Genomic DNA, 22,600 nt, shown 5'->3' on the forward strand with positions numbered 1-22,600 from the left:
TAACTTTTTTTGTTCAGTCACATATTTTTGATGAATTTTTTGATACACCTAAACTTTTTATCGAACATATTATGGTCAGTTAAATAAAATCGTCTAATAAATTTTACAAAATATTGAATATTTTTTTATTATTTCATGATTTTTCTAGATAAAAATTATTAAATACTTTAATGTTTAAATATTTATACATAGGCTATATGCCTAAGGTGGTAATAAAATGAATGATTTATTTAACTTACAAGGACAAGTAGCAGTAGTAAGTGGAGCTTCCTCCGGTATCGGAGTAGACATGGCAAAAGCATACGCAAGATATGGTGCTGACATTGTAATTACCGGAAGAAGGAAAGAAAGATTAGACCAAGTAGCAGAAGAAATCAAAGAAATTGGTGTAGACTGCATTGGTGTAGTTTGTGACGTAACCGACACTGAAAGTGTAGAAAACTGTGTAAAAGAAATCATGGACCACTTTGGAAGAATAGACATTCTCCACAACAACGCAGGATACGGTGCAACTAAAGAAGCAGAATTATTAACTGACGAAGAATGGAACATGACCGTAGACGTTGACTTAACCGGTACCTTCAAAATGTCAAGAGCAGTTGCACGTGAAGCAATGATTCCACAAAAATACGGAAGAATCATCAACACTGCATCCATGTTCGGTTTAGTAGGAACCATGGCAACACCAACTTCCCCATACGCAGCAGCAAAAGGAGGAGTTGTAAACCTTACCAGACAATTAGCAGCAGAATGGGCAAAATACAACATTACTGTAAACGCAATCTGTCCTGGTACTTTCCCAACTGAACTCACCCGTTCAACTATTGACAACGACGAATACAAAGCATACACCAAAACCGTTGTGCCTGTTGGAAGATCCGGTGTGGACGGAGAATTAGACTCAACCGTTGTTTACTTAGCATCCCCTAAATCCAGTTACGTAACTGGACAAGCTATTGCTGTAGACGGTGGATACACCTGTATCTAAATTTAAAATAGTATTTAATGCTATTCAAATAAGAGATTCATTCTCTTATTTATTTTACTTTTTTTGTAAACTTTTTTTTAAATTCAAATATTTTTATATATGCTTAAAATCTAACTAATATCATGCCAAATTTAAGTTTTGAACAGGCCATTAACAATTTATCTGATGATGATGTTAAGGTTAGAAAAGAAGCAATAGAGTCATTGGTTGGAATAACTGATGAGAATGCTATTGAACCATTGATTAAAGCCACCACTGATGAAAGCGCTCAAGTAAGGTTTAAGGCCGCTGAAATTTTAGGAAACATGGGCGAAGTGGCTGTTGACAAATTAATTGAAGAATTTGAAAATGCAGAAGGTAAAGACAAACGCTTCCTTGCATTTGCACTTAAAGAAACCGGTGATGAAAAGGTCATCCCATACTTTGTTGGCGCAACTAATGATGAAGACTTTGGTGTTAGAAAAGTTGCAGTGCGCTCATTAGGTGAACTTCAGGCTGAAAGCGAATTGGATGCTATATCAAAATGCCTCGAGGATGAGGACTGGGGTGTAAGGCTCGCAGCCATTCAGGCATTAGGAGACATTGCAACAGATGATTCAATCAAACTGATCAAGGATGCACGTAAGGCTGAAAGCGACAAGGACTTTAAGAAATCCTGTAACAAGGCAATCAAAAAGGCTCAAAAAAGGCAAAAGGCAAAAGCATCCGGTGAAGAAGTAGTGTCATTGATTCCAATGAGCACCCTTAAGGAAATGGAAAAGACTAATGTCCAAAAGGCAATCAAGGGTTATGAAAGCTACGTTGAATCAAAACAAGCAAAAGACGCACCATATAAAAGATTATGCGTACTATACAGAAAAGCTAATGACTATGACAATGAAGTCAGAGTCATAAAAACAGCATGTGAAGTCTTTGCAGACAACGATAAAAAATTATCATACTTTGAAAAAAGATTGGCTAAACTAGAGTAGTTTAGTTTCGTAGAGATCTTTCCTTTTATTCTTTAAAAGCGGAAGCTCTTCCCTTATTTTTTTTATTTCACTCAAGTCAATATCACAGAATATAATCTGCTCTTTTTCATCCGCCTGGGTTAAAATCTCTCCCCAAGGACTTGTGACTATTGAATGGCCATAGCTGTGATAGCTTGCATCCTTATTCAATGCAGGTGCAACGCCGACACAATAGCACTGATTGTCCAATGCCCTTGACCTAAAGAGCAATTCCCAGTGTGCAGGACCTGTGGTCATGTTGAATGCACCCGGATAGAACAGTATCAATGCACCATTTTCAACCATTATTCTTGCAAGCTCAGGGAAACGCACGTCATAGCATATTCCAATGCCAATATTACCAAACTCTGTTTCGGCAACGGTAAACTCATCACCGGCGGTCAGCACATCAGACTCCTTAAAGGTAATCTTATCCTTAACGTCAATGTCGAAAAGATGCATTTTTCTGTGCTTTGCTATTATTGATCCTGTCCTGTCAAACAGGTAACTGGTATTGTACAGGCAGTCATTTTCATACTCGGGAATTGACCCTGCCAGAATATAGACATGATTTTCACTAGCCAACTTGGAAATGCTTTTTAATGTGTCGCTTTCACTTTCACTTTCACCATACTCGATGAATTTGTCGTTTGAATATGGGCAGTTAAACATTTCAGGCAGAACTATAAAATCAGCGTCATTGTTTGCACTATCGATTATCATTGAGGTGGCGGTTTCAATATTGGCTTTCTTATTGTCAACGACGTTCATTTGACAAAGAGATAGTTTAATTTTCATAATTATCTAAAAAATAAGAAAAAAGTATGAAGTTAATCATACTTAAGCGATATTAGCAGTGTTAATCACAGAATCAACGTCTTCGGATGAAACGGCATTCATTGAATCTCCGTTTACTTTAAAGACATGGGTAATTCCTTCAGTGAACATTGAAACATAACGAGTGTAATCGCCGTCAGCATCTTCTAAAACAATGTTGGATGCATTTCTGCCGTCTAGGGTTATTGTTTCAACAAGTTCGACATAAGCGCCTTTTCCTTGCGCAGATGTTAGGATTCCTTGAGATATTTCTTTAATGGAATCAGCACTGCTTGTCACGTTATAGTATTCAATTGTAACATTATCTTCATTTTGGAAAAACTTTGCTCCAGCATGTTCTAAATCGGTTTCATTGATTTCTTTCCAATCACCAGAATATTTAAATGAGAAATCTCCTGTAGAATATTCCATTGCGTTGGCTGTTGCCTGCAATGGTGAACTGGAATTACTGTTATTGCCGGTTCCCATGAGAACGATTCCGCAAATAACAATCAAAGTTATAAGTAATATTGCTCCAATAATAAGTTTGTTGTTTTTGATTATACTAATAGTGTCCTCATCATTGGCGTCTTTTTTAACTTTTGGTTCTTGTTGGAATATATCTTCGCTTTTTGGAGCTACAACCTTTTGTTTTGGAAATTTATAACCGCAATTTCCACAAACAGGAGCACCATCATAACTAGGATTTCCACATTCAGGACATTTTTTCACACTTTAACCTCCATTAAAATTTACATTTATTAATTATAATATAAAAATATATTTACATAAGGCGTGATAGTATGGCAGATGAAAAAATTATTAATCTTGATGATATAAATTATGCAGTTTACAGAATAGGCGAGTGGAAAAATCATTATGAAATCAACCAGATCGGATTGTCAAATGAGGTTCCAGCCACCAAAAACACAGTAATGCACGTTAAATTCTCAATGGATGAAATCAGAAACTCAAAATTCGACATTTCCGATAAGACTGTTAATGGTTTTGTGGCCATTGCATTGCAATTGAACTCAAAACTTCAAGAGATGGATTTGGATGAGGTCATTGAACTTGAGGAAAAAGAGTACAAGAATATTCTTGAAGAATTGGATAATTTAGATTTATTAAATGATGAGGATTCCCTTCCATTGGATGGCGAGGATTATCTTATTTTTAAATTGGAAAAGGATTGTCATGTGACAATTTCAATTCCTGCAAATGATTTTACAAAAAATCACTTCGAGAATGAAGTTAAAAAAATAGAAGATGCATTAGATTAGAAGAAATCTAATGTTACTTTTTTATCTCTTTTAAGCTCACGAGGAGGTTCAACTGACACGAACTCAATGCCTTCCTCTTCAATCAGCTCCAAGGCATCATCCATGATTGATGGTGCAACAAGCAAACCCCTTATCTTTTTCTTTTCGGCGTTAACCTCTTTCAGATAATCGTTATCGGTGTTTTCCATATCCTGAATGTATCTTCTCAGCTGCTTAACCGCTGTGACTCCTGCCTTTCTGGCTTTAAGTTCAAGTATCATCAGGTTATTGTCACTGTCCTTTCCTAAAATATCAATGAAACCATGCTCGACGCTGTATTCACGTGCAGTAGGTGTGAATCCCTCTTCAATCATATGAGGCTTTTCCATAATCATGTCGCTCATGTCCTTTTCATATCCTGCCTGCTCAAGCTCTTCAAAGTCTTCCATATTCGCATAATTGGCAAATTGGATTGTTTTCACTTCCACAGTCAGCAGTTCCTTGGGAGTCCTTCTGTGACTTTCTAAAAATAGGTTATCTTCCCGGATGTATGCTCTTGTTTTTGATTTTGGTGGTTGCCAATTCACTGGTTCAACCTTTTTTTCCTGATGGATTAAAAAAGCGCCATCGGGCTTGATCATTATAATTCGCTCTCCCCAATTCAGTTCGCTTAATGCACGGCCTTCATAACTGACTTTACAGCATGCAAACAGTATTATTGTTGCCTTTTTTCTTAGGGCTTCCTGAACGAAGTCATATGCATCCTCGCAACTTGGTTTTTCCAAAATTTTATATTTCATCACAATAACATTGTTTAGTTTAATTTAAATAATTTGTTTTTCAAAGGAATATACATAATTTGCATTGGAGGAATTTAAATTTACGATGATGAATACTTTGAGAGCAGGAATGAATATCACACAATGGATTCATTTCAATTTGAAAACGGAGATGTTTTAGAGGATGTTCAGGTTGAATATATGACATTTGGAACTCCCATTTATGATGAGGACAATAACATTAAAAATGCAGTCATATATTGCCATGGGTCTCTTGGAAGATATTCATCAATGAAAAAGATAGCTCCACTGGTCGGCAAGGGGGACGCTTTTGATGAAAGCAAGTACTTCTTCATCTGTCTAACCGCATTGGGCTCTCCAAATTCATGTTCACCATCAACAACCGGTTTGAAAAATAAATTCCCCAAATACACAATTCTTGATGTTGTAAATTTCCAAAAGCAGTTTTTAGCCGAAAAATTCAACATATCCCATGTTTTGGGAATGATAGGAAATTCCATGGGAGGTTTCGTTGCACTAACATCAGCAATCAAATATCCCGACTATGCGGATTTCATAATCACAGGAGTGAGCAGCTATAAGGTTGCCGGCCATGATTTCATCCTTTCAAAATTTGTTGATGAGATAATAACATCCGATCCCGATTATGCCAAAGGAGAGTTGACCTACTCATTGATAAGAACATTGAGGCTGGCTAATCTGGCTGAATTCAACTTTGGACTTTCAAAGGAGGCATTGAGAGAAATGTCAAATGATGAACTGGCCAGTGAATTCGAAAACTTCGGCAATGAAATGCTTGAAGTCGACATTTACGATTTGAAATATTGCAACGAGTCCTGCATGTACTTCAATGTAGAAGATGACTTGGATAAGGTCAAATCTAAGGTTCTAATCATTTCCTGCACTAAAGACCCTCATTTCCCAACAGACCTTGACGGCATCCCAATGAACAACATGATCAAGGATTCCCAGTTGATAGTGATGGATTCAAACTTGGGACATTTATGCTTCAACGAGCTTGAAAGCATTTCATATGAGCTCAAAGAATTCATGGAGGAGTTTGATGATTGTTAATATTACAGATTACGGATCAGGTGAGGTTAATTTTGTCGAGTACCAGGTTTCAGGATTATCACCAGAACAGCTGAATTTCCTTGATGAAAATTTAGAGGAACAAACAAGCATTGTCGGTGATGATTTGATAATAAAATCTTATTTTGAAGATAAACTCTATCCCTTTGCAAGTGATGTGGCCCAGTTCAGGTTAGATGATTTCATTGCTCGTGAAGAGATTGAGATGAACGCTTTTTTATCCAGTTTTTTAGAAGATATGTAAAAAAATCATATCTTGTAGATTATTATCACTAAAAGTTTTTCAATTGGATAATTTTTAAGTATATTTATATACTTTGTTTTAACTATTATTTATTATATGAACCTTTTATGATGTGATAATATGTACAGAGATAATGATGCATTCATAGGTTATGATAAATTCATATTGGATAAATTTGAATTTGAGTCAGGAAGGGTTCTTGAAAACGTTGAAATCGAATACTCCGCTAGAGGAACTCCCAAATATGACGAGGATGGTAATATATGCAATGCATTAGTTTATTGTCACACTTTCAATGGAAACTACTCTTCGGTTGATTATATACACAAGCTTGTTGCCGAAGGCAAACCGTTTGATTTAAATGAATTTTATATCATTTCAACAACTTCATTAGGATTTCCAGAATCCTGTTCACCATCAACCACTGGTTTAAAACATAATTTTCCAAAATACACAATTAAGGATAAGGTTAATTTTAAAAGACAATTTTTAAGGGAAAAATTCGGTATTGAAAAGGTTTATGGTATAATCAGTAAGGGTGTTGGAGGATATGATGCCTATACCTGGGCTTGCGAATATCCTGATGAAATGAAATTCATAATGGTTGCAGGAAGCTGTTTTAAAACAAACGGGTATCGTTATGTGGTTTCCAAATGCATGGAAAGTATAATTGAATCCTCTGATGATTTTTACTCAGAGATTTATAGCGACTCATTATCAAGAATGATGGTTTCAATCAACAGGCTATTGTATTCAAACTATTTCTCCAAGAAAATATTTTCAAACCTGTCCAATGACCAAATCGATGTATTGATGGATGATTTTGTAGATGAAGGATTGTTCGTGGACATTTATGATTTCAAATTGCGTAATGATGCGGTTCTGGAGTATGATGTTGAGGATAAGTTAAAAAACATTAAAGCCGAGACATTGGTTATCAGTTCAAATGATGATATGTATTACACTCCCGAATTTGACGTAATGCCCCTGAATGACCTGATTGAAAACGTAACAATAGTGACTTTTGAAAGTGACATTACAAATATCAATTATGATGACGAAGCCATTGTTGAAAAAGAGATTGCAGAATTTATGGATAAGGTAAAAAATAAAAATAGTAGCTAGTTAAACTAGCTATTTTGAAACGTCCAACATGTGTTGAACAGCTTTCCTAGATTTTTCAGCAACATCACTAGGCAATGTGACTTCAGGAGCCTCATTGACAAGTGAATCTCTAATTTTTTCAAGGGTATGCAATTTCATGGTCTTGCAGATTGCCCCTTCAAGCAGAGGATATAGCTTTTTGCCCGGAACCTCTGAGTTGATTCTTGTAATCATGTCAACCTCTGTTCCAATGACAAATTCCTCCTTGTCGCTTTCGGCAATGTGTCTTAACATTCCACCGGTTGACATTACCACATCACATGCTTGCTGAACCTTAATGTCACATTCAGGGTGACAGATTATCTCAGCGTTAGGATATTCCTTTCTTTTAAGCTCAACATCTTCAATATGGAACAGTCTGTGAACGTAACAGTGACCGTCGCTAGGAACTGGAATGATTTCCTTATCGATTTTTTCTGCAACATGAGTTCCTAAGTTTTTATCCGGTCCGAATAGAATTTTATCATGAGGCAGGCTTTCAGCAACCTTGACTGCATTTGCGGAAGTGCATAATGTATCTGCATGCTGTTTTGCTTCAGCGATACTGTTCACATAAAGGATAACTCCTGCATCAGGATGTTCCTCTTTTGCCTTTAACAGTTCCTCTTCAGGAAGCATATGTGCCATTGGACATTCAGCTTCAAGGGTTGGAATGACTATTTTCTTGTCTGGATTCAATATGAATGCGGTTTCGGCCATGAAATCCACACCACAGAATATTACCAAGTCCTTGTCATCAATTTCTGATGCTTTGATACATAATTCTAGTGAATCTCCAAGAAAATCAGCAATTTCTTGAACTTCTTTTGGCTGGTAGTTGTGTGCGAGGATTATGGCATTCTTTTCCTCTTTCAATCTTAAAATCTCGTCTTGAAGTGCACTACTCATTCATCTCACCTAATTGATTAATATATTTTCTAATTTCATTTGTAATTATTATCTTATATTCGTCTTTATCATTAAAGTCTTTTACCCAAAATGATACCTTAACCTTGCTTTGTTTAAAACTAATCTCTTTACTGTAAACATCTGGTTTGGGTTTGTCTGATATTTTAGGATAGCTCTCCATTCTTTCGATCAGGTATTTTCTGAAATCAACAATGTCAATGTCAAGCGGAAATCCTGCAAGAATATCGACTCTAAACATTTCGGGGTCTTTATATTCGAGATATTCATTGTTTGTCAATATTGAGTTCGGAACATGGTTCCTGACTCCATAATCATCTGTGATTACGGTTGACCTGAGAGAGACCTTTTCAACATAGCCCTTCTCTCCATTTATCTCAAGGGTATCCCCTACTTTTACGCTTCTTCCCAAAATCAAGAGCACTCCTGAAAAAAGATTTGAAATGATATCCTTTGCAGCAAAACTCACTGCAATACCTACAATACCTACACTCAACAAGGTTCCTGCAAGATTTATTCCAAAATACTGCAGTATCACCATCAATGCAATGAAATAAATCACATAAGTAATCATGTCTCTTACAAGATATGCTGCGGTCATGTCATCCTTAAATCTCTCTGCCTTATTCATTACATATGCAATGAATCTAGTCATTAATAAAGTAACGCCTATTATAATCAGTATGCTGATTAAACTCATTGTGGTGTCGTTAATTACTGGGATATTCATAGTACTATTTCCATTAAATCTTTAGCTATTTTAGTGTTGTCAAATATTTCACGGGCTTCTTTCAGCATGATATCAACATATTCCTTGCCGTATCTTGTACTGATATGTGTCAGGACCAATTCCTTGCTGTTGGACTCCTTTGCAATGTATGCTGCATCGGTTGAAGTGGAATGGGCATGATCTTCAGCGTTTGTGCGCTCCTCTTCAACGAATGTGGATTCATGGATAAGCAATGTGCTGTCTTTTGCAAGCTCAATCATCTCCTCACAAGGTCTGGTGTCACCGGAATAGGTTATCTTAATTCCTTTTCTTGGCTTTCCTAGAACCTGTTCGGGCTTTATGATTCTGCCGTCAATTTCAACTTCCTCTCCATTATGAAGCTTTCCAAAGGCAGGTCCTACTGGCACACCCAATTCAATGGCCTTTTCACGTAGGAAACGTGGCTTTTTCTTCTCTTCAATTGAATATGCAAGGCATGGAACATTATGCCTGACTCTTTGTGCTGTAATGATGTACTCTTCAGTTTCCTCGATGGTTTCTGTATCGATTTCAATCCATTCAACCGGAAAGTCAATAGCACAGTATCCTAATGAGTAGATTGCATCCTTAATGTCATTCAATCCTTTAGGACCATAGATTGTCAATTCTGACTCTCTTCCATGCAGGCTCATTGACTGCAGGAGTCCGGGAAGGCCCAGGATATGATCTCCATGATAATGAGTAATGAATATTTTGGATATTTTCATAGGACTTACTTTTGTGTAAAGTATCTGTCTTTGTGTCCCTTCACCACAATCAAACAGCATCACATCCCCAAATGCCTTAAGGGCTATTGACGGATGATTCCTTTCTTTTGAATGGACTGCGGATGAAGTTCCTAAAAAAATTATTTCCATAATGTAATCACTTTTATATTTCTTAATTTAATATATATTCATAATCATATTAAATTTTAGGTGATTTTTTGCAAAAAATTATTGAATATATGCTGGCTGAAGATGAAGGATTTGGAGACATTACCTCAAATGCAGTTGTGGATGAGGACAAAACAGTAAGTGCATATATAAAATCAAAAGATGAAGGTATATTGGCTGGAATAAATGTCATACGTGACCTTTTTGAAGAGTACGGAGTTAAAGTGAACTTCTGGTTGGCAGAGGGAAGTGAAATATCAAACGGTGACATGCTACTGTCACTTAAGGGCGATGCAAGAACAATTCTCCTGCTTGAAAGGACTGCACTGAACCTGCTCATGAGAATGAGTGGAGTGGCAAGTGCGGCAAGATATTATGCTGATTTGGTCAAGGATTCAGATGTAAGAATTGCAGGAACCCGTAAAACATCTCCTGCAATAGGCAAATTTGATAAATATGCTCTTAAAGTTGGTGGTGCCGACACTCATCGTTTCGCCCTTGATGACATGGTGCTGATCAAGGACAATCACATTGCAGCATGCGGAACACCTCTTGAAGCGCTTCTCAAAGCTAAAGAGAACACCAGCTTTTCTAAAAAGATAGAAATTGAAGTTGAATCATTGGATGATGCGGTTGATTGTGTTCAAAACGGTGCGGATATCGTAATGCTTGACAACATGACTCCATCTGAAGTTAAAGAGGTTATCGATAAATTGAATGAGTTAAACATTCGTCAAAACTCATTGATTGAAGTGTCTGGCGGAATTACTGATGAAACCATTCTTGATTACGCTAATCTGGGCGTTGACATTATCTCAATCGGTGCATTGACACATTCATCAAGAAGCCTTAATTTCAGCTTGAAGATAGAGGAATCACAGTCTCAGTGATAACACTTCTTTTAACTCTTCATCACTCATTTCAGTAATGAATGTTTCGTCATTGCTTATGGATTTGCTTGCAAGGTCTGTCTTATGCTTGCTTATTGCATCGATAGTCTCTTCAAGCGTTCCTTTGGTGATGAACCTATAAACCATCACGTCCTTTGTCTGTCCGATCCTGTGAACCCTGTCAGTGGCCTGGTTTTCAACGGCAGGATTCCACCATAAGTCGTAATGGATAACATTTTGAGCAGCAGTAAGGTTCAAACCGGTTCCTCCGGTCTTAAGTGTTGCAACAAAGATCTTATAATCATCATTCTCTTGGAAGGTATCTATGATTCTTGTTTTTTCCTTAAGGGTTTGTGAACCGTGCAAGAACAGCACTTCCTGCTTGAATTTCTTCGAAATCAACTCCTGAATCAGTTTTCCCATTTCAACGTATTGGGTGAAGATTATGACTTTCTCATCATTGTCAAGGATGTTTTCAAGGATATTCACCAGCAGTTCCATTTTTCCGGATTCAGAAATCTTCGGCTTTTTAATGTCCAGGAATTGTGCAGGATGATTGCAGGTCTGCTTTAGGGCAGTCAGAATCTTGAGGATTATTCCCTTTCTCTGAATTCCCTTCGAGTTTTCAATATCAAAGAAAATCTCATCCAAAATGGCGTTATATAACTTAATCTGCTTTTTGCTTAAGCTGCAGTAGACATCATTGATGAGCTTGTCAGGCAACTCCTTTTTAATGTCATCATCAGTCTTTAAACGCCTCATTACAAAAGGCTTGGCTATTGTTCTTAGATTTTTTAAAGCATCCTCATCATCCAGTTTTTCAATAGGCATGACATAATTGCGCTTGAAATCATCCTTTGTTGAAAGATAGCCCTTGTTAACAAAATCAAATATTGACCAGTAATCCATCAGCCTGTTTTCGATTGGAGTACCAGTCAGGGCTATTTTTGTCCTTGCCGGAACCTCCTTTATCGCCTTGGTCTGTTCTGTATTCGGATTTTTGATGTTTTGCGCCTCATCAATTACGCATAAAAACCACATTTCATCCACAAACATATCCAAATCAAGCCTAACAACACCGTAAGATGTTAATATGATGTCATATGACTCCAATGGAAAAGTCCTGTTTGATCCGTGATAAATGTAATATGTCAGGTCTGGAGTGAACTTCTTAATCTCGTTTTCCCAATTTGATATTAATGTCGGCGGAACAATGATTAGGCAGGACTTATCTTCCAAAAGCCCTTTTTCCTTGTAAAATAAGATTGCGGACAGGACCTGTATTGTTTTACCCAGCCCCATGTCATCAGCCAGGATGCTTCCGAATTTGTAGCGGATATTTTGAATCAGCCAGGAATATCCAATCTTTTGATAAGGCCTCAGCTCTCCTGTTAATGTTTCGGGAGCATTGTAGATTTTGGTTTCGGTAATCAGCTTTTTAAATCTGGTGAACTCCGCAGGGGTTTTCAAATGCTTTTTAGCCAATCTTTCAGTGTTGCTCATGGTCAAGTCCTTTAATATATTTTTAATTTAAATTTTGTCTCTGATTGCTTTTAAAAATTTTGCAGATGGCAATTGCGGAAATGTTCAACTATTCTTTTTCAATTTGTTCAGACCTGAACATTAAATATTATTCAATTATATTCATTTTATTTTCCAAAACTTGAATCAAAATCCTAAAAAAACAAACTTTAATAATATAGTAAAATAAAATATATAAAGGATAGAGAATTATATTTTCTTAAAATGGTGATTTAATGGTAAAAATAGCTAAATTAGCTTTGGAAGATGGAACTGTCTTAAAAGGTGAAGCATTCGGTTACGAAACCACTAAATTAGGAGAACTTGTTTTTTCAACAGGTATGGGTGGTTACACCGAATCATTAACTGACCCGTCTTTTAAAGGAGAAATTTTAATGTCCACTTACCCGCTAGAAGGTAATCACGGTGTAAGTGAGAAGTGGTATCAGTCTGATAAGATTCAGGTTGAAGGATTTGTTTGTCGTGAGGTTTGTCGTGAAGTCTCCAATTTCGGACCTCAAAAGACCTTGGACGAATTTTTAAAAGAATTTAAGACTCCTGGAATCAGTGGAGTCGACACTCGTGATTTGACACTTAAAATCCGTGAAAGAGGTTCACTTAAAGCTGCAATCACAACAGAAGACATTGCCGATGACAAACTGATTGAAATGGCAAGGTCACAACCAAGCATTGAAGACGTTGACGTTGTCCCATTGGTATCCACAAAGGAAATCAAGATGTTTAACGAAGATGCTGACAAAAAGGTAGCATTAATCGATTGCGGTGTTAAAAAGAACATTATCAACTCATTTTTAGAAAGGGATATTGGAGTAATATTATTCCCTTACGATACTGATTACAAAACAATCTTGGATTACTCTCCAAATGGATTGATGATTACATCTGGCCCTGGAAACCCTGATAGGGTAACAGAAACTATTGAAACCATGAAGAAATTGGCAAACAGGTTGCCTATTTTTGGAATCTGTATGGGTCAGCAATTGATTGCTAAATCTTTCGGTGCAAAATCATACAAGATGAAATTCGGGCACCGTGGTGAAAACCAGCCAGTCAAAGACCTGAACACTGGAAAGGTATATATAACATCACAGAACCACGGATTCACAATCGATAAGGAATCCTTAAAGGAAACAGATTTAGTATTGACTCACATTAACTTAAATGACGGAACTCCTGAAGGTATTTCACACAAGGAATTACCTATGCGTTGTATACAATACCACCCTGAAGCAGGACCTGGTCCAAACGATACAAGAAATACTTTTGATGAGTTTAGCCAAATGATGGATGATTATTAGGAAAGGGGATTACATATGCCAGTAGATAAAGATATTAAAAAAGTATTAATTATTGGATCTGGACCTATTCAAATTGGACAGGCAGCAGAATTCGATTATTCAGGTTCACAAGCATGTAAATCACTAAGAGAAGAAGGAATTGAAACCGTACTCGTCAACAGTAATCCGGCTACAATCCAAACCGATTTGGGAATGGCGGACACTGTTTACACTGAACCTTTGACTCCTGAAGTTGTTGCAAAAATCATTGAAGAAGAAGATATTGACGCTATTTTACCAACAATGGGTGGACAAACCGGATTGAATATTGCAACAGGTCTTGGAGATTTAGGATTGCTCGAAGGAATCAAGGTTATCGGTTCCGACGTACAGACAATCAAGGATGTGGAAGACCGTGACTTATTCGCAAACCTCATGGAAGAAATCGGTGAGGAAATTCCAAAATGTCATGCGGTTGAAAGTGTAGAGGATGCACTTAAGGCTGTAGAGGACATCGGTTACCCGGTCATTGTAAGGCCAGCATTCACATTAGGAGGAACCGGTGGAGGAATCGCCCACAACGAAGAGGAATTGATTGAAATCGCAAACCACGGATTGGACATGAGTTTCATCAACCAGGTATTAATCGACGAATCAGTTCTCGGATGGAAAGAGATAGAGTTTGAAGTAATGAGGGATAAGGAAGACACCTGTATCATCGTATGTACCATGGAAAACATCGACCCTATGGGTATCCACACAGGAGACAGTGTTGTAGTTGCTCCTATTCAAAACCTATGCGACGAAACCATTCAAAAAATGCGTGACGCATCCATTAAAATCATCAGAGCATTAGGCATCCGTGGAGGATGTAACATTCAATTTGCCCTAAACCCTGAAACCGATGAGTACAAGGTTATTGAAGTAAACCCACGTGTATCAAGAAGTAGTGCACTCGCATCCAAGGCAACAGGTTATCCTATCGCTAAAATTTCCTCAAAAGTGGCATTAGGACTCACTTTGGATGAAATCAAAAACGACATCACAAAAGAGACTCCTGCATCATTCGAACCGGCAATCGATTATGTGGTTATTAAAATCCCAAGATGGCCATTCGACAAGTTCAAAGGAATCAGCCGTGAAGTCGGAGTTCAAATGAAAGCTACCGGTGAAGTAATGGCAATCGGAAGAACCTTCGAGGAAGCCTTCCAAAAAGCATTAAGATCACTTGACATGGGCTTTGACGGATTCGAATATATTGAATACACAGAAGATGACTTGGCTCATCCGACAGATTTGATTTACTTCCAAATCTACTCAGCAATTAAGGACGGAATGGATATTGATAAAATCCGTGAACTCACAAAAATCGATAATTTCTTCCTATACAAAATCAGAAACATCGTAAACTTTGAAAACGATGTGAGCGCTGACAAATTGGATGATGAAGATTACCTTAGAAAAGCAAAACAAATCGGATGTTCCAACAAACGTTTAGCAGACTTATCTGGTCAGACCGAAGAGTACATCAGAAACCTGCTCAACAAGTACAACATCAAACAATCATACAAGATGGTAGACACCTGTGCTGCAGAGTTTGAAGCTAAAACCCCATATTACTACAGCAGCTACGACAAAGGTAACGAGTTAACCTCAACCAACAAGAAGAAAGTGGTAATTCTAGGTGCAGGACCTATCAGAATCGGTCAGGGAATCGAATTCGATTACTGTTGTGTACACTCATCCCTCGCATTGAAAGAGGATGGAATCGAAACAATATTAATCAACAACAACCCTGAAACCGTAAGTACCGATTATGACATTTCAGATAAACTGTTCTTCGAGCCATTGACATTTGAAGATGTTATGGGAGTCATTGAACAGGAAAAACCTGACGGCGTTATCGTGCAGTTCGGAGGACAAACCTCAATCAACCTTGCAGTGCCACTGGCTAATGCAGGCGTAAAAATCCTCGGAACTCCATATGAAAGCATCGACAGGGTAGAAGACCGTGAACTGTTTGCAGATCTTCTTGAAAAATTACACATTCACCAAGCTCCATACGGAACAGCTAACTCCTTTGAAGAGGCAAAGGCAATCGCTGAGAAAATCACATTCCCAGTGCTCGTACGTCCATCATACGTTATTGGTGGAAGAGCAATGGAAATCGTTTACGACATGAACGAGCTTGAAGAATATATGAAAGAGGCCGTAAAGGTTTCACCTGACCACCCAATTCTCGTCGACAAGTTCCTTGAAGACGCCATTGAACTGGATGTTGACATATTATGTGACGGTGAGGACGTATTCATTGCAGGAATCATGGAACACATTGAAGAAGCAGGTGTTCACTCAGGAGACTCCGCATGTGTAATACCTCCACAGACAATACCGGAACACATATTGAACACCATCCGTGATAATTCAAGAAAACTGGCATTGGAATTGGATGTTAAAGGTTTAATGAATATTCAATATGCAGTCAAACTTGATGAGGAAATGGTATACATCATTGAGGCAAACCCTCGTGCAAGTAGGACCGTTCCATTCGTAAGTAAAGCTATTGGAGTGCCATTGGCAAAAGTGGCAACCTGGATTATGAACGGCGCAAAACTTAAAGACTTCGGATTAACCAAAGAGGTTAAAATCGACCATGTTGCCGTTAAAGAATCAGTATTCCCATTCCTTAAACTTCCGGAATCCGACACTGTGCTTGGACCTGAAATGAAATCCACAGGTGAAAGTATCGGTATCGATGAAAGCTTCGGAATGGCATTCTACAAGTCCCAGCTTTCAGCAGGTATGGAATTGCCTAAGGAAGGTAAGATATTCATCAGCGTAAAAGAATCCGATAAGAAAAAAATCAGACCAATCGCTGAAAAGGCAGAGACTTTAGGATTTAAGATAGCTGCAACTGCAGGTACCGGTGATGCAACAGGACTTGACAACATTGAAAAGGTCCTAAAAGTATCACAAGGATCACCTAACATTCGCGATTCAATACTCAACAATGAAATCGACTTGATTATCAACACATCTGAAGGTAAACAGTCTGCAAAAGACGGTTACATCATCAGACGTTTAGCTATTGAACTCGGTATACCTTATGTAACCACATTAGCTGGTGCAAGAGCTGTTTTGAATGCTATTGAAGCTGTTCAGAATAAGGAAATCAATGTAAAATCTTTAAATGACTATGTTGATGGAGAATAATTATTCTCTATCATTCAATTATTTTTATACAAGTATTCCTTGATGTTAATACCGCATGAAGGACAATCTTCTTCTCCGATTTTCAACCTGCTTTTACACTTAGGACAGAAGTTGAGTTGTACTTTATATTCTTTTGTTTGGTCAATGACGATATTGACTTCAAGCCTTTCGGTGATGTTGGTGCTTAGGGCGCTCATATCCCAGTTGTTGTCCATTAAAATCTTTTTATAGTAAAACGCTTCGGTCATGCTGTCATAGTACCCGATGATGTCGTCACCCTTTTGAATGTAGAACTTTCTCATCTTATGGTTGAACAGTATTTCCCCTTCACGTTCGCTCTTGTTGATTTTGCTTCCCTTTATCCTGCCTTTTGGTCTTTTTTCAGGAAACGGAGGCAGTTCCATATTTTCATACTTGTTTTCAAGGTCACATTCAACAAGCAAATCATAGTCGAAATTACAAAAAAACAGTGCATCCCTTTCATATAAAGCATCAGATAACTTACTGAACTCTCCATAATCCTTATTGTTATATTTAACTCTGTATACATTACCTGTTTTTACAATGTTCCTGTAAAAGTATCGTATTTCCTGAGAGTTAATAGCAATCACCTTGATGGTTTATAAAAAGCAATGATAATCATGAATTCATGTTTCAAGCTTGTGTTCAAATTCATGCTTATTACAGTTTTACTATTGATTTTCAAATTAAATAAATTTAATGAATAAAAAAATACTTTAATAAAAAAAACCAGATTTTACTTTAATGTTTACTATATCAAACGGAATTATTTTAAAAGGCCAGGATTTGCAGCCAGTTCGTGAAAACATTGTTGTTGACGATGGTAAAATCATTGAAATTGGAAAAGAGGCAAAAGAAGGTAAAATCATAGATGTTGATGGTGCAGTGGTTTGCCCATCATTTATTAATGGTCATATTCATATTGGCGATTCAATCATTAAGGATGAGGGTTATGGTCTTTCCCTGAGCGAAATGGTAAAGCCACCGAATGGTGTGAAGCATGTGGCCCTTTCAAATGCAAGCGATGATGATTTGATTGATGCCATGAGACAGTCAATGAAGGAGATGGCTGAATCAGGAACAACCCATTTCATAGACTACAGGGAAGGTGGAATTGAAGGCGTCAAGCTTTTGAAAAAGGCATCTGCAGACTTGCCGATCAAACCTATTGTTCTTGGTCGTGACGACAGTTTCTATGGTGATGATCCTGACTTGGGCAAAGTCAGAAATGCAATCCGTAAGCTTTTAAAGATTGCCGATGGTATTGCGCCAAGCGGTTTTGGCGAAATAACCTCCGATGTTGCCAGACTTATTGTTGATGAATGCAATAGGCAGGGCAAGATTTCATCAATTCATGTTGCAGAATCAGAATCCAATCAGATAGAGTCATTAAATGAGTTTAACATGACTGAAATCGCCAAGGGTGTGGATGCAGGGTTCAGTCAACTTGTTCATCTTACAAATCCCAAATCCAATGACTTGGAGGGGGTTTCAAAATCCATGCAGAACGTGGTAGTGTGTCCAAGGGCAAATGCAACATTAAACGTTGGAGTGGCTCCCTTAAACCGAATGGTTGACATGGGCATCCGTCCATTGCTTGGTACTGATAATGTAATGCTCAATTCACCTAACATGTTGAGGGAATTGGAGTTCAGCTTAAAGATAATGTCCGTTTATCATAAGAGTTACATTGACCCTAAAGAACTGTTGAAAATGGCAACAACAAACATTTGCGGCTTCAACATTAACGATATTGTTCAAAAATCAATGATAAAAGTGGGCGATTTTGCAGAATTTATTGTTTTCAAATCTTTTTCTAAAAATCCTTACTTAAATATATGCAATCGCCAAGAAACGAAAAATATATTATATATCATTAACAAAAAATTTAGCATATAATATCATGGATATAAATCTATATATTATGGGAGATGTTAATGATGTATAATAAAATATTGGTCCCTACAGATGGGTCTGAATACGCAAAAAAAGCTCAAAAGCATGCTTTATTTTTAGCTAAAGTAAGCGGAGCTGAAATTGTGGCGGTGAGCGTCACAGAAAATAATTTTGTTAACGGACTTCCATTAGATGATGAAGTATACCAGTTAAATCAAATTCTCAATGAGAGGTCTGAAGAAAATCTCAAGGAATTTGACAAGTTAAATGAAGACGATTTAAAAATTACTCATGTGGTTAGAGAAGGTTCACCTGCTAAGGTTATCTTAGAGGTTGCAAAAGAAGAGGCCGTTGACTTGATCGTAATGGGTAGTTCTGGTAAATCTGGTTTTGATAGATTTATTATGGGCAGTGTAGCAGACAAGGTTGTAAATTCAGCCAAATGTGCAGTGCTTGTAGTTCATTAGTTTTACCATTTTATTATTGTAAATTGTAAAGGTGTTTTTATGTTAGTTAAAAGAACAATGTCTAAAAATGTAGTAAGTGTTTCCGTTCCAGGTAACAGAGAAAAAGTTTTAGACTTAATGAGAAAAGAAAACAAAGCAGTGCTTCCTGTAGTTAAAGAAGATACTGATATTTTAGTAGGACTAGTAACTCGTTCTGATTTAATTAATAATCCTGATGAAGAGCAAATTGCAATGTTAATGACCAGAGATTTAATCACTGTTAAACCTGGTGACGATGTAGTGGATGCTGCTCGTCTTATGATGGAGAATAATGTTAGAAGAGTTCCTGTTGTCAATGATGATGGCGAATTAGTTGGTATCATCACCTCTTTTGACTTGGTATCTAAAGCTTTAACTAAAATTGAAGTAAACGATGCAGTTGAAAATTATATGATTACCACTGTTCCGACAACTTGGGAAAAAGCTCCATTGAATGTTGCTTTTGAAACTATGAATCAATTCGGATTAAAATCTGTTTTAGCATTGGATGATGATGCTAAATTATCAGGAATTTTAACTGAAACCGATTTCATTTCCGAAATTGAAATAATCTCTGAAAGAAGCGAACACAGTTCTACTGTTGGTACTGAAGGGGACAAATGGTCTTGGGACAGCACTTCCGTATTGTACATTGAGAAAAACCACTTGAAATTCACAGACAAAGTGGTTAGTGATGTTGCTGTTGGAAATGTGGAAGTAGCAAACTCCAAAACTAAAGTTTCTGACTGTGCTAAAAAGATGAAATCCTTAAACATTGAGCAAATTCCTGTAATCGGTGTTGAAGGAGATTTAGTGGGACTTGTAAGAGCAAGTGACTTAATCAAAGCATTAGTTGAATAATTGTGATAAGATGGCGGTTAGTCCAGTATTAGTGATTAAAACAGACGACAGTGTTGTAGGCGTTCGTGCAAGATTATATGATGATTTTTCCGAACACAACATTGTTTTGAATTCTGTCATCACTTATTGGTGGGCAAATAACATGCCGCCTGCTTTAAAATTTTTAGAGCTTTTTGATTCTGTAATCAAAAGAACAATTAATGAGATCATGCCTCATAAAACTTTGGAACTGAAGTATGAGGTCAATGCCAATCAAAATTTAGAAAAAGCTTCTGAAATTGAAATCAAATTGATTTCTGTAGTTGCAGATGAAGTTGGATTTAAGATTGATGGCGGTTCATTTTCCCTGGAAGGAATCCGTAAGGTTGAAGATGACTTTGAAGTTAAGGAATTTTCAACAACCTTCGATCAAGTAATTGAAACTCCTGACATTGTTTTGAAAAAATATAGGGAAATGGAAAACAAGAATTAATTCTCATTAATTCTCATCTATTTTTTAGGAATTTTAATCCTATCGTTTAATTGAATAATCAATTAATTATAATAATGGTTTATGAAATTGTTTTCATTTATTTTGATGTAGATTTATTTTAATGAATTGCTTTTTTAATATTTAGGAATTGTTTTTGGTGAAGCTATATCAACTCATTCATTAACATAATTTTTAATGTATTCAAGCAATTCCTTTGCGTCATGTTTTTTGATGTCTTCGCTTTCACGGATAAAATTGATTAATTCATTTTTCTTATCCTCATCCAAGTCGGACTCGGACAGTGTTTTTGCATAGTTTCTTTTTGGATAAAAAGTTTCCTTTGAGATTTGGACAAGCTCATCCTTTTCATTTTCTGTTATGATGCCTTCGGATACGGCATTGGTAAAGACATAATTCATGCTGATTAAAGGAACGGACAATGCTTCCAGGCTTTCGCTGTCAAGCATCACGGCAACGTCATCATCTGAATCAATCGCACCGCTTGCATACTGGTTATAGCAATAGCCTATTCCAACCATTCCAAGACTGTCAAGTTCAGAGGCTCTTAAGGCACCCATGCTTGAAGCTCCAAATACCTTGACTCCCCTTTTCATCACATCAAGGATTTCCCTATGGCCCACGGCGGAATTTTGATGGAAAACTCCATCGATTATTCCAATAATGTCGGGATTTTCCTTAATGTCATGGCCCAGATCTCCCCTTTTGATGGGTCTTTTGTAGATTACTTCAATATTGTCTGTTGAATCCAGAATTTCACGGGATTCATCAAATGAGAGTGACAGTCCTCCATAAATCAAAATCTTAACCATAGTATCATACTTTTAAAAATCTGTATCCTGCTCTTGTCGAATCAATTGCATAAACTTCCATTTCAGGTATTATCACGCGCACAACGCTGACATCCACTTCAGGTCTTGTCAAATCAGTGTATAGGATATGCTTGATGTCATTTCTAACCAGTTCGTCCTTAACGATTTCAATATCCTTCAATATTGAAGTGGTGGACTTGTTCTCAATTTCTGATAAATCAATTTGATTTTCCTCTTGCTGGAAATAATATTTGTTGATTCTTTTCATCCTCTCATATCCGGCTTCACGAGCAAAATCGGCTCTTACAGTGTCTTCACGAGCACCATTGATTTGTGTTGCCCTGCTTTGAGCCACTTCTGTAAGTGCCCTTAGGATTGCAACTTCAGGGTCAAGGTGTGTTCCGATACCGAGTGTCAGCAGTCCGGCATCTCTTGTTACTGTATCATCTGCTGATGCGGCGATTGTTGGAATATTTATGTCTGCTGTAAAGTCCATCAGCTTGATTTTAATGCCCTGTGATTCGAATTTATCGATTATTTCATTGATAAGCTCGCTTTCGATACTGTCAATGTTGATTTGTGAATAGTTCTTATGGGTCAGCTCGAAGATGCTCCACGCATCTCTTTCAATAACCTCAAATATTCCATGCAATATTGCCTCTTCAAGAACATTTCCAGAGGCAAGACCGTTTGTGTTTGATTTGAAAAGGCTTTGAACATCATTACCATGATTGTAAGGGTGGAAAACCGCATTTGACAAAACGTAATAGTCATTGTCGGAAATTATGTCATGAGCCAGACTCCATTCGAATGCGGTGTCGCTTAAATCTTCCTTTTCAAATTTCTGAGGCAAGTTCAGGGATTTAGGTTCAATATAATCTCCTTTATCAGCTATTTCATCAGGTGTTGCGACAATGGTATCGTCGCTTTTCTGCTTTTCAGCTGAATACCTTTCAAAACCTTCCATCATTGCGGAGGCCTTGGCATGTTCCTTGCTGATACCCTTTCCTCCGTAGATGCTGATTGCCCCATCCTCTGCAGTTGGCCTAATGGCTGTAAAGACAGGCATTCCAATTCTATCCAAGTCTGTAATGTCAGCCACACGAGTTATTCCAACGCTTTTAAGCTTATCCTCATTGATTTCAATTGTTTTTTTAGGGGCGATTACCCTGTGAGTTCCTTTAAAATATGTGAGTTCTTCTGTCATG

General features: G+C 37.3%; 23 protein-coding genes. 13 read left to right on the plus strand and 10 right to left on the minus strand.

Annotation, left to right across the window (positions count from 1 at the left end; all coding sequences use genetic code 11):
- Positions 1 to 217 precede the first annotated feature (217 nt).
- Both E7Z78_RS02710 and E7Z78_RS02715 read left to right on the plus strand, forming a co-directional pair.
- Positions 218 to 988 (plus strand): SDR family NAD(P)-dependent oxidoreductase, encoded by a 771-nt coding sequence (locus E7Z78_RS02710; RefSeq protein ID WP_303723641.1) that lies wholly within the window; start codon positions 218 to 220, stop codon positions 986 to 988.
- A 122-nt stretch (positions 989 to 1,110) separates the two neighbouring features.
- Positions 1,111 to 1,959, plus strand: a complete 849-nt coding sequence (locus tag E7Z78_RS02715; protein WP_303723642.1) for a HEAT repeat domain-containing protein — start codon at positions 1,111 to 1,113, stop codon at positions 1,957 to 1,959.
- Here the strand turns inward: E7Z78_RS02715 and E7Z78_RS02720 are convergent.
- Positions 1,951 to 2,775: a carbon-nitrogen hydrolase family protein gene (locus E7Z78_RS02720; RefSeq protein WP_303723643.1), complete on the minus strand. Its 825-nt coding sequence runs from the start codon at positions 2,773 to 2,775 to the stop codon at positions 1,951 to 1,953. The two genes, E7Z78_RS02715 and E7Z78_RS02720, sit on opposite strands and share 9 nt — an antisense overlap.
- A 42-nt stretch (positions 2,776 to 2,817) precedes the next feature.
- Positions 2,818 to 3,525, minus strand: a complete 708-nt coding sequence (locus E7Z78_RS02725; protein WP_303723644.1) for a PsbP-related protein — start codon at positions 3,523 to 3,525, stop codon at positions 2,818 to 2,820.
- Between the two features lie 71 nt (positions 3,526 to 3,596).
- Between E7Z78_RS02725 and E7Z78_RS02730 the strand changes: the two genes are divergently transcribed.
- Positions 3,597 to 4,076: a hypothetical protein gene (locus E7Z78_RS02730; RefSeq protein WP_303723645.1), complete on the plus strand. Its 480-nt coding sequence runs from the start codon at positions 3,597 to 3,599 to the stop codon at positions 4,074 to 4,076.
- Here E7Z78_RS02730 and nucS read toward each other — a convergent pair.
- The gene (gene nucS, locus E7Z78_RS02735) at positions 4,073 to 4,855 is read right to left on the minus strand and encodes an endonuclease NucS (protein ID WP_303723646.1); all 783 of its coding nucleotides are present in this window, start codon (positions 4,853 to 4,855) and stop codon (positions 4,073 to 4,075) included. The genes E7Z78_RS02730 and nucS overlap by 4 nt on opposite strands.
- Positions 4,856 to 4,978: 123 nt before the next feature.
- Between nucS and E7Z78_RS02740 the strand changes: the two genes are divergently transcribed.
- The 3 genes from E7Z78_RS02740 to E7Z78_RS02750 all read left to right on the plus strand — a co-directional run bounded on the left by E7Z78_RS02740 (position 4,979) and on the right by E7Z78_RS02750 (position 7,316).
- Complete coding sequence (locus tag E7Z78_RS02740) at positions 4,979 to 5,929, plus strand: alpha/beta fold hydrolase (RefSeq protein ID WP_303723647.1); 951 nt, start codon at positions 4,979 to 4,981, stop codon at positions 5,927 to 5,929.
- The gene (locus E7Z78_RS02745) at positions 5,919 to 6,191 is read left to right on the plus strand and encodes a DUF5750 family protein (RefSeq protein ID WP_303723648.1); all 273 of its coding nucleotides are present in this window, start codon (positions 5,919 to 5,921) and stop codon (positions 6,189 to 6,191) included. Before E7Z78_RS02740 ends, E7Z78_RS02745 begins: the two co-directional genes overlap by 11 nt.
- A 120-nt stretch (positions 6,192 to 6,311) precedes the next feature.
- Complete coding sequence (locus tag E7Z78_RS02750) at positions 6,312 to 7,316, plus strand: alpha/beta fold hydrolase (RefSeq protein WP_303723649.1); 1,005 nt, start codon at positions 6,312 to 6,314, stop codon at positions 7,314 to 7,316.
- 9 nt (positions 7,317 to 7,325) lie between these two features.
- Here E7Z78_RS02750 and nadA read toward each other — a convergent pair whose 3' ends face one another.
- Genes nadA through rnz form a run of 3 tightly spaced genes read right to left on the minus strand, consistent with a single transcriptional unit; the run spans position 7,326 to position 9,887 of the window.
- Entirely contained in the window at positions 7,326 to 8,243 is a 918-nt protein-coding gene (gene nadA / locus E7Z78_RS02755) for a quinolinate synthase NadA (protein ID WP_303723650.1), read from the minus strand.
- Entirely contained in the window at positions 8,236 to 8,991 is a 756-nt protein-coding gene (locus E7Z78_RS02760; protein WP_303723651.1) for a mechanosensitive ion channel family protein, read from the minus strand. The genes nadA and E7Z78_RS02760 overlap by 8 nt, the downstream gene beginning before the upstream one ends.
- Entirely contained in the window at positions 8,988 to 9,887 is a 900-nt protein-coding gene (rnz, locus tag E7Z78_RS02765) for a ribonuclease Z (protein ID WP_303723652.1), read from the minus strand. The genes E7Z78_RS02760 and rnz overlap by 4 nt, the downstream gene beginning before the upstream one ends.
- A gap of 68 nt (positions 9,888 to 9,955) precedes the next feature.
- Here rnz and nadC point away from each other — a divergent pair, with 68 nt between their 5' ends.
- Positions 9,956 to 10,795, plus strand: a complete 840-nt coding sequence (nadC, locus tag E7Z78_RS02770) for a carboxylating nicotinate-nucleotide diphosphorylase (protein WP_303723653.1) — start codon at positions 9,956 to 9,958, stop codon at positions 10,793 to 10,795.
- Here the strand turns inward: nadC and E7Z78_RS02775 are convergent.
- Positions 10,781 to 12,298: a DEAD/DEAH box helicase gene (locus tag E7Z78_RS02775; RefSeq protein ID WP_303723654.1), complete on the minus strand. Its 1,518-nt coding sequence runs from the start codon at positions 12,296 to 12,298 to the stop codon at positions 10,781 to 10,783. The genes nadC and E7Z78_RS02775 overlap by 15 nt on opposite strands.
- Positions 12,299 to 12,552: 254 nt before the next feature.
- Between E7Z78_RS02775 and carA the strand changes: the two genes are divergently transcribed.
- Together carA and carB are read left to right on the plus strand one after the other, a co-directional pair.
- Positions 12,553 to 13,635: a glutamine-hydrolyzing carbamoyl-phosphate synthase small subunit gene (carA, locus tag E7Z78_RS02780; RefSeq protein WP_303723655.1), complete on the plus strand. Its 1,083-nt coding sequence runs from the start codon at positions 12,553 to 12,555 to the stop codon at positions 13,633 to 13,635.
- A 15-nt stretch (positions 13,636 to 13,650) separates the two neighbouring features.
- Positions 13,651 to 16,827 (plus strand): carbamoyl-phosphate synthase large subunit, encoded by a 3,177-nt coding sequence (gene carB / locus E7Z78_RS02785; protein ID WP_303723656.1) that lies wholly within the window; start codon positions 13,651 to 13,653, stop codon positions 16,825 to 16,827.
- 14 nt (positions 16,828 to 16,841) lie between these two features.
- On the opposite strand, the gene E7Z78_RS02790 is transcribed toward carB, so the two are convergent.
- The gene (locus E7Z78_RS02790; protein WP_303723657.1) at positions 16,842 to 17,438 is read right to left on the minus strand and encodes a zinc ribbon domain-containing protein; all 597 of its coding nucleotides are present in this window, start codon (positions 17,436 to 17,438) and stop codon (positions 16,842 to 16,844) included.
- Between the two features lie 154 nt (positions 17,439 to 17,592).
- On the opposite strand from E7Z78_RS02790, the gene E7Z78_RS02795 reads away from it, so the two are divergent.
- Genes E7Z78_RS02795 through E7Z78_RS02810 form a run of 4 tightly spaced genes read left to right on the plus strand, consistent with a single transcriptional unit; the run spans position 17,593 to position 20,562 of the window.
- Complete coding sequence (locus E7Z78_RS02795) at positions 17,593 to 18,747, plus strand: amidohydrolase family protein (protein WP_303723658.1); 1,155 nt, start codon at positions 17,593 to 17,595, stop codon at positions 18,745 to 18,747.
- Positions 18,748 to 18,788: 41 nt separating this feature from the next.
- The gene (locus tag E7Z78_RS02800) at positions 18,789 to 19,211 is read left to right on the plus strand and encodes a universal stress protein (RefSeq protein WP_369693462.1); all 423 of its coding nucleotides are present in this window, start codon (positions 18,789 to 18,791) and stop codon (positions 19,209 to 19,211) included.
- 39 nt (positions 19,212 to 19,250) lie between these two features.
- Positions 19,251 to 20,090 carry a CBS domain-containing protein gene (locus tag E7Z78_RS02805; protein WP_303723660.1) on the plus strand — a complete coding sequence of 280 codons (840 nt, stop codon included), beginning with the start codon at positions 19,251 to 19,253 and terminating at the stop codon, positions 20,088 to 20,090.
- 10 nt (positions 20,091 to 20,100) lie between these two features.
- Positions 20,101 to 20,562, plus strand: a complete 462-nt coding sequence (locus tag E7Z78_RS02810; RefSeq protein WP_303723661.1) for a hypothetical protein — start codon at positions 20,101 to 20,103, stop codon at positions 20,560 to 20,562.
- Positions 20,563 to 20,735: 173 nt separating this feature from the next.
- Here E7Z78_RS02810 and E7Z78_RS02815 read toward each other — a convergent pair whose 3' ends face one another.
- Both E7Z78_RS02815 and E7Z78_RS02820 read right to left on the minus strand, forming a co-directional pair.
- A complete protein-coding gene (locus E7Z78_RS02815; protein ID WP_303723662.1) occupies positions 20,736 to 21,392 on the minus strand; it encodes a TfuA-related McrA-glycine thioamidation protein in 657 nt (218 codons plus the stop codon).
- A gap of 4 nt (positions 21,393 to 21,396) precedes the next feature.
- Complete coding sequence (locus tag E7Z78_RS02820) at positions 21,397 to 22,599, minus strand: YcaO-related McrA-glycine thioamidation protein (protein WP_303723663.1); 1,203 nt, start codon at positions 22,597 to 22,599, stop codon at positions 21,397 to 21,399.
- Position 22,600 lies beyond the last annotated feature (1 nt).

The sequence above is a fragment of the Methanobrevibacter thaueri genome, from assembly GCF_015062915.1.
Lineage (GTDB): Archaea > Methanobacteriota > Methanobacteria > Methanobacteriales > Methanobacteriaceae > Methanocatella > Methanocatella thaueri_B.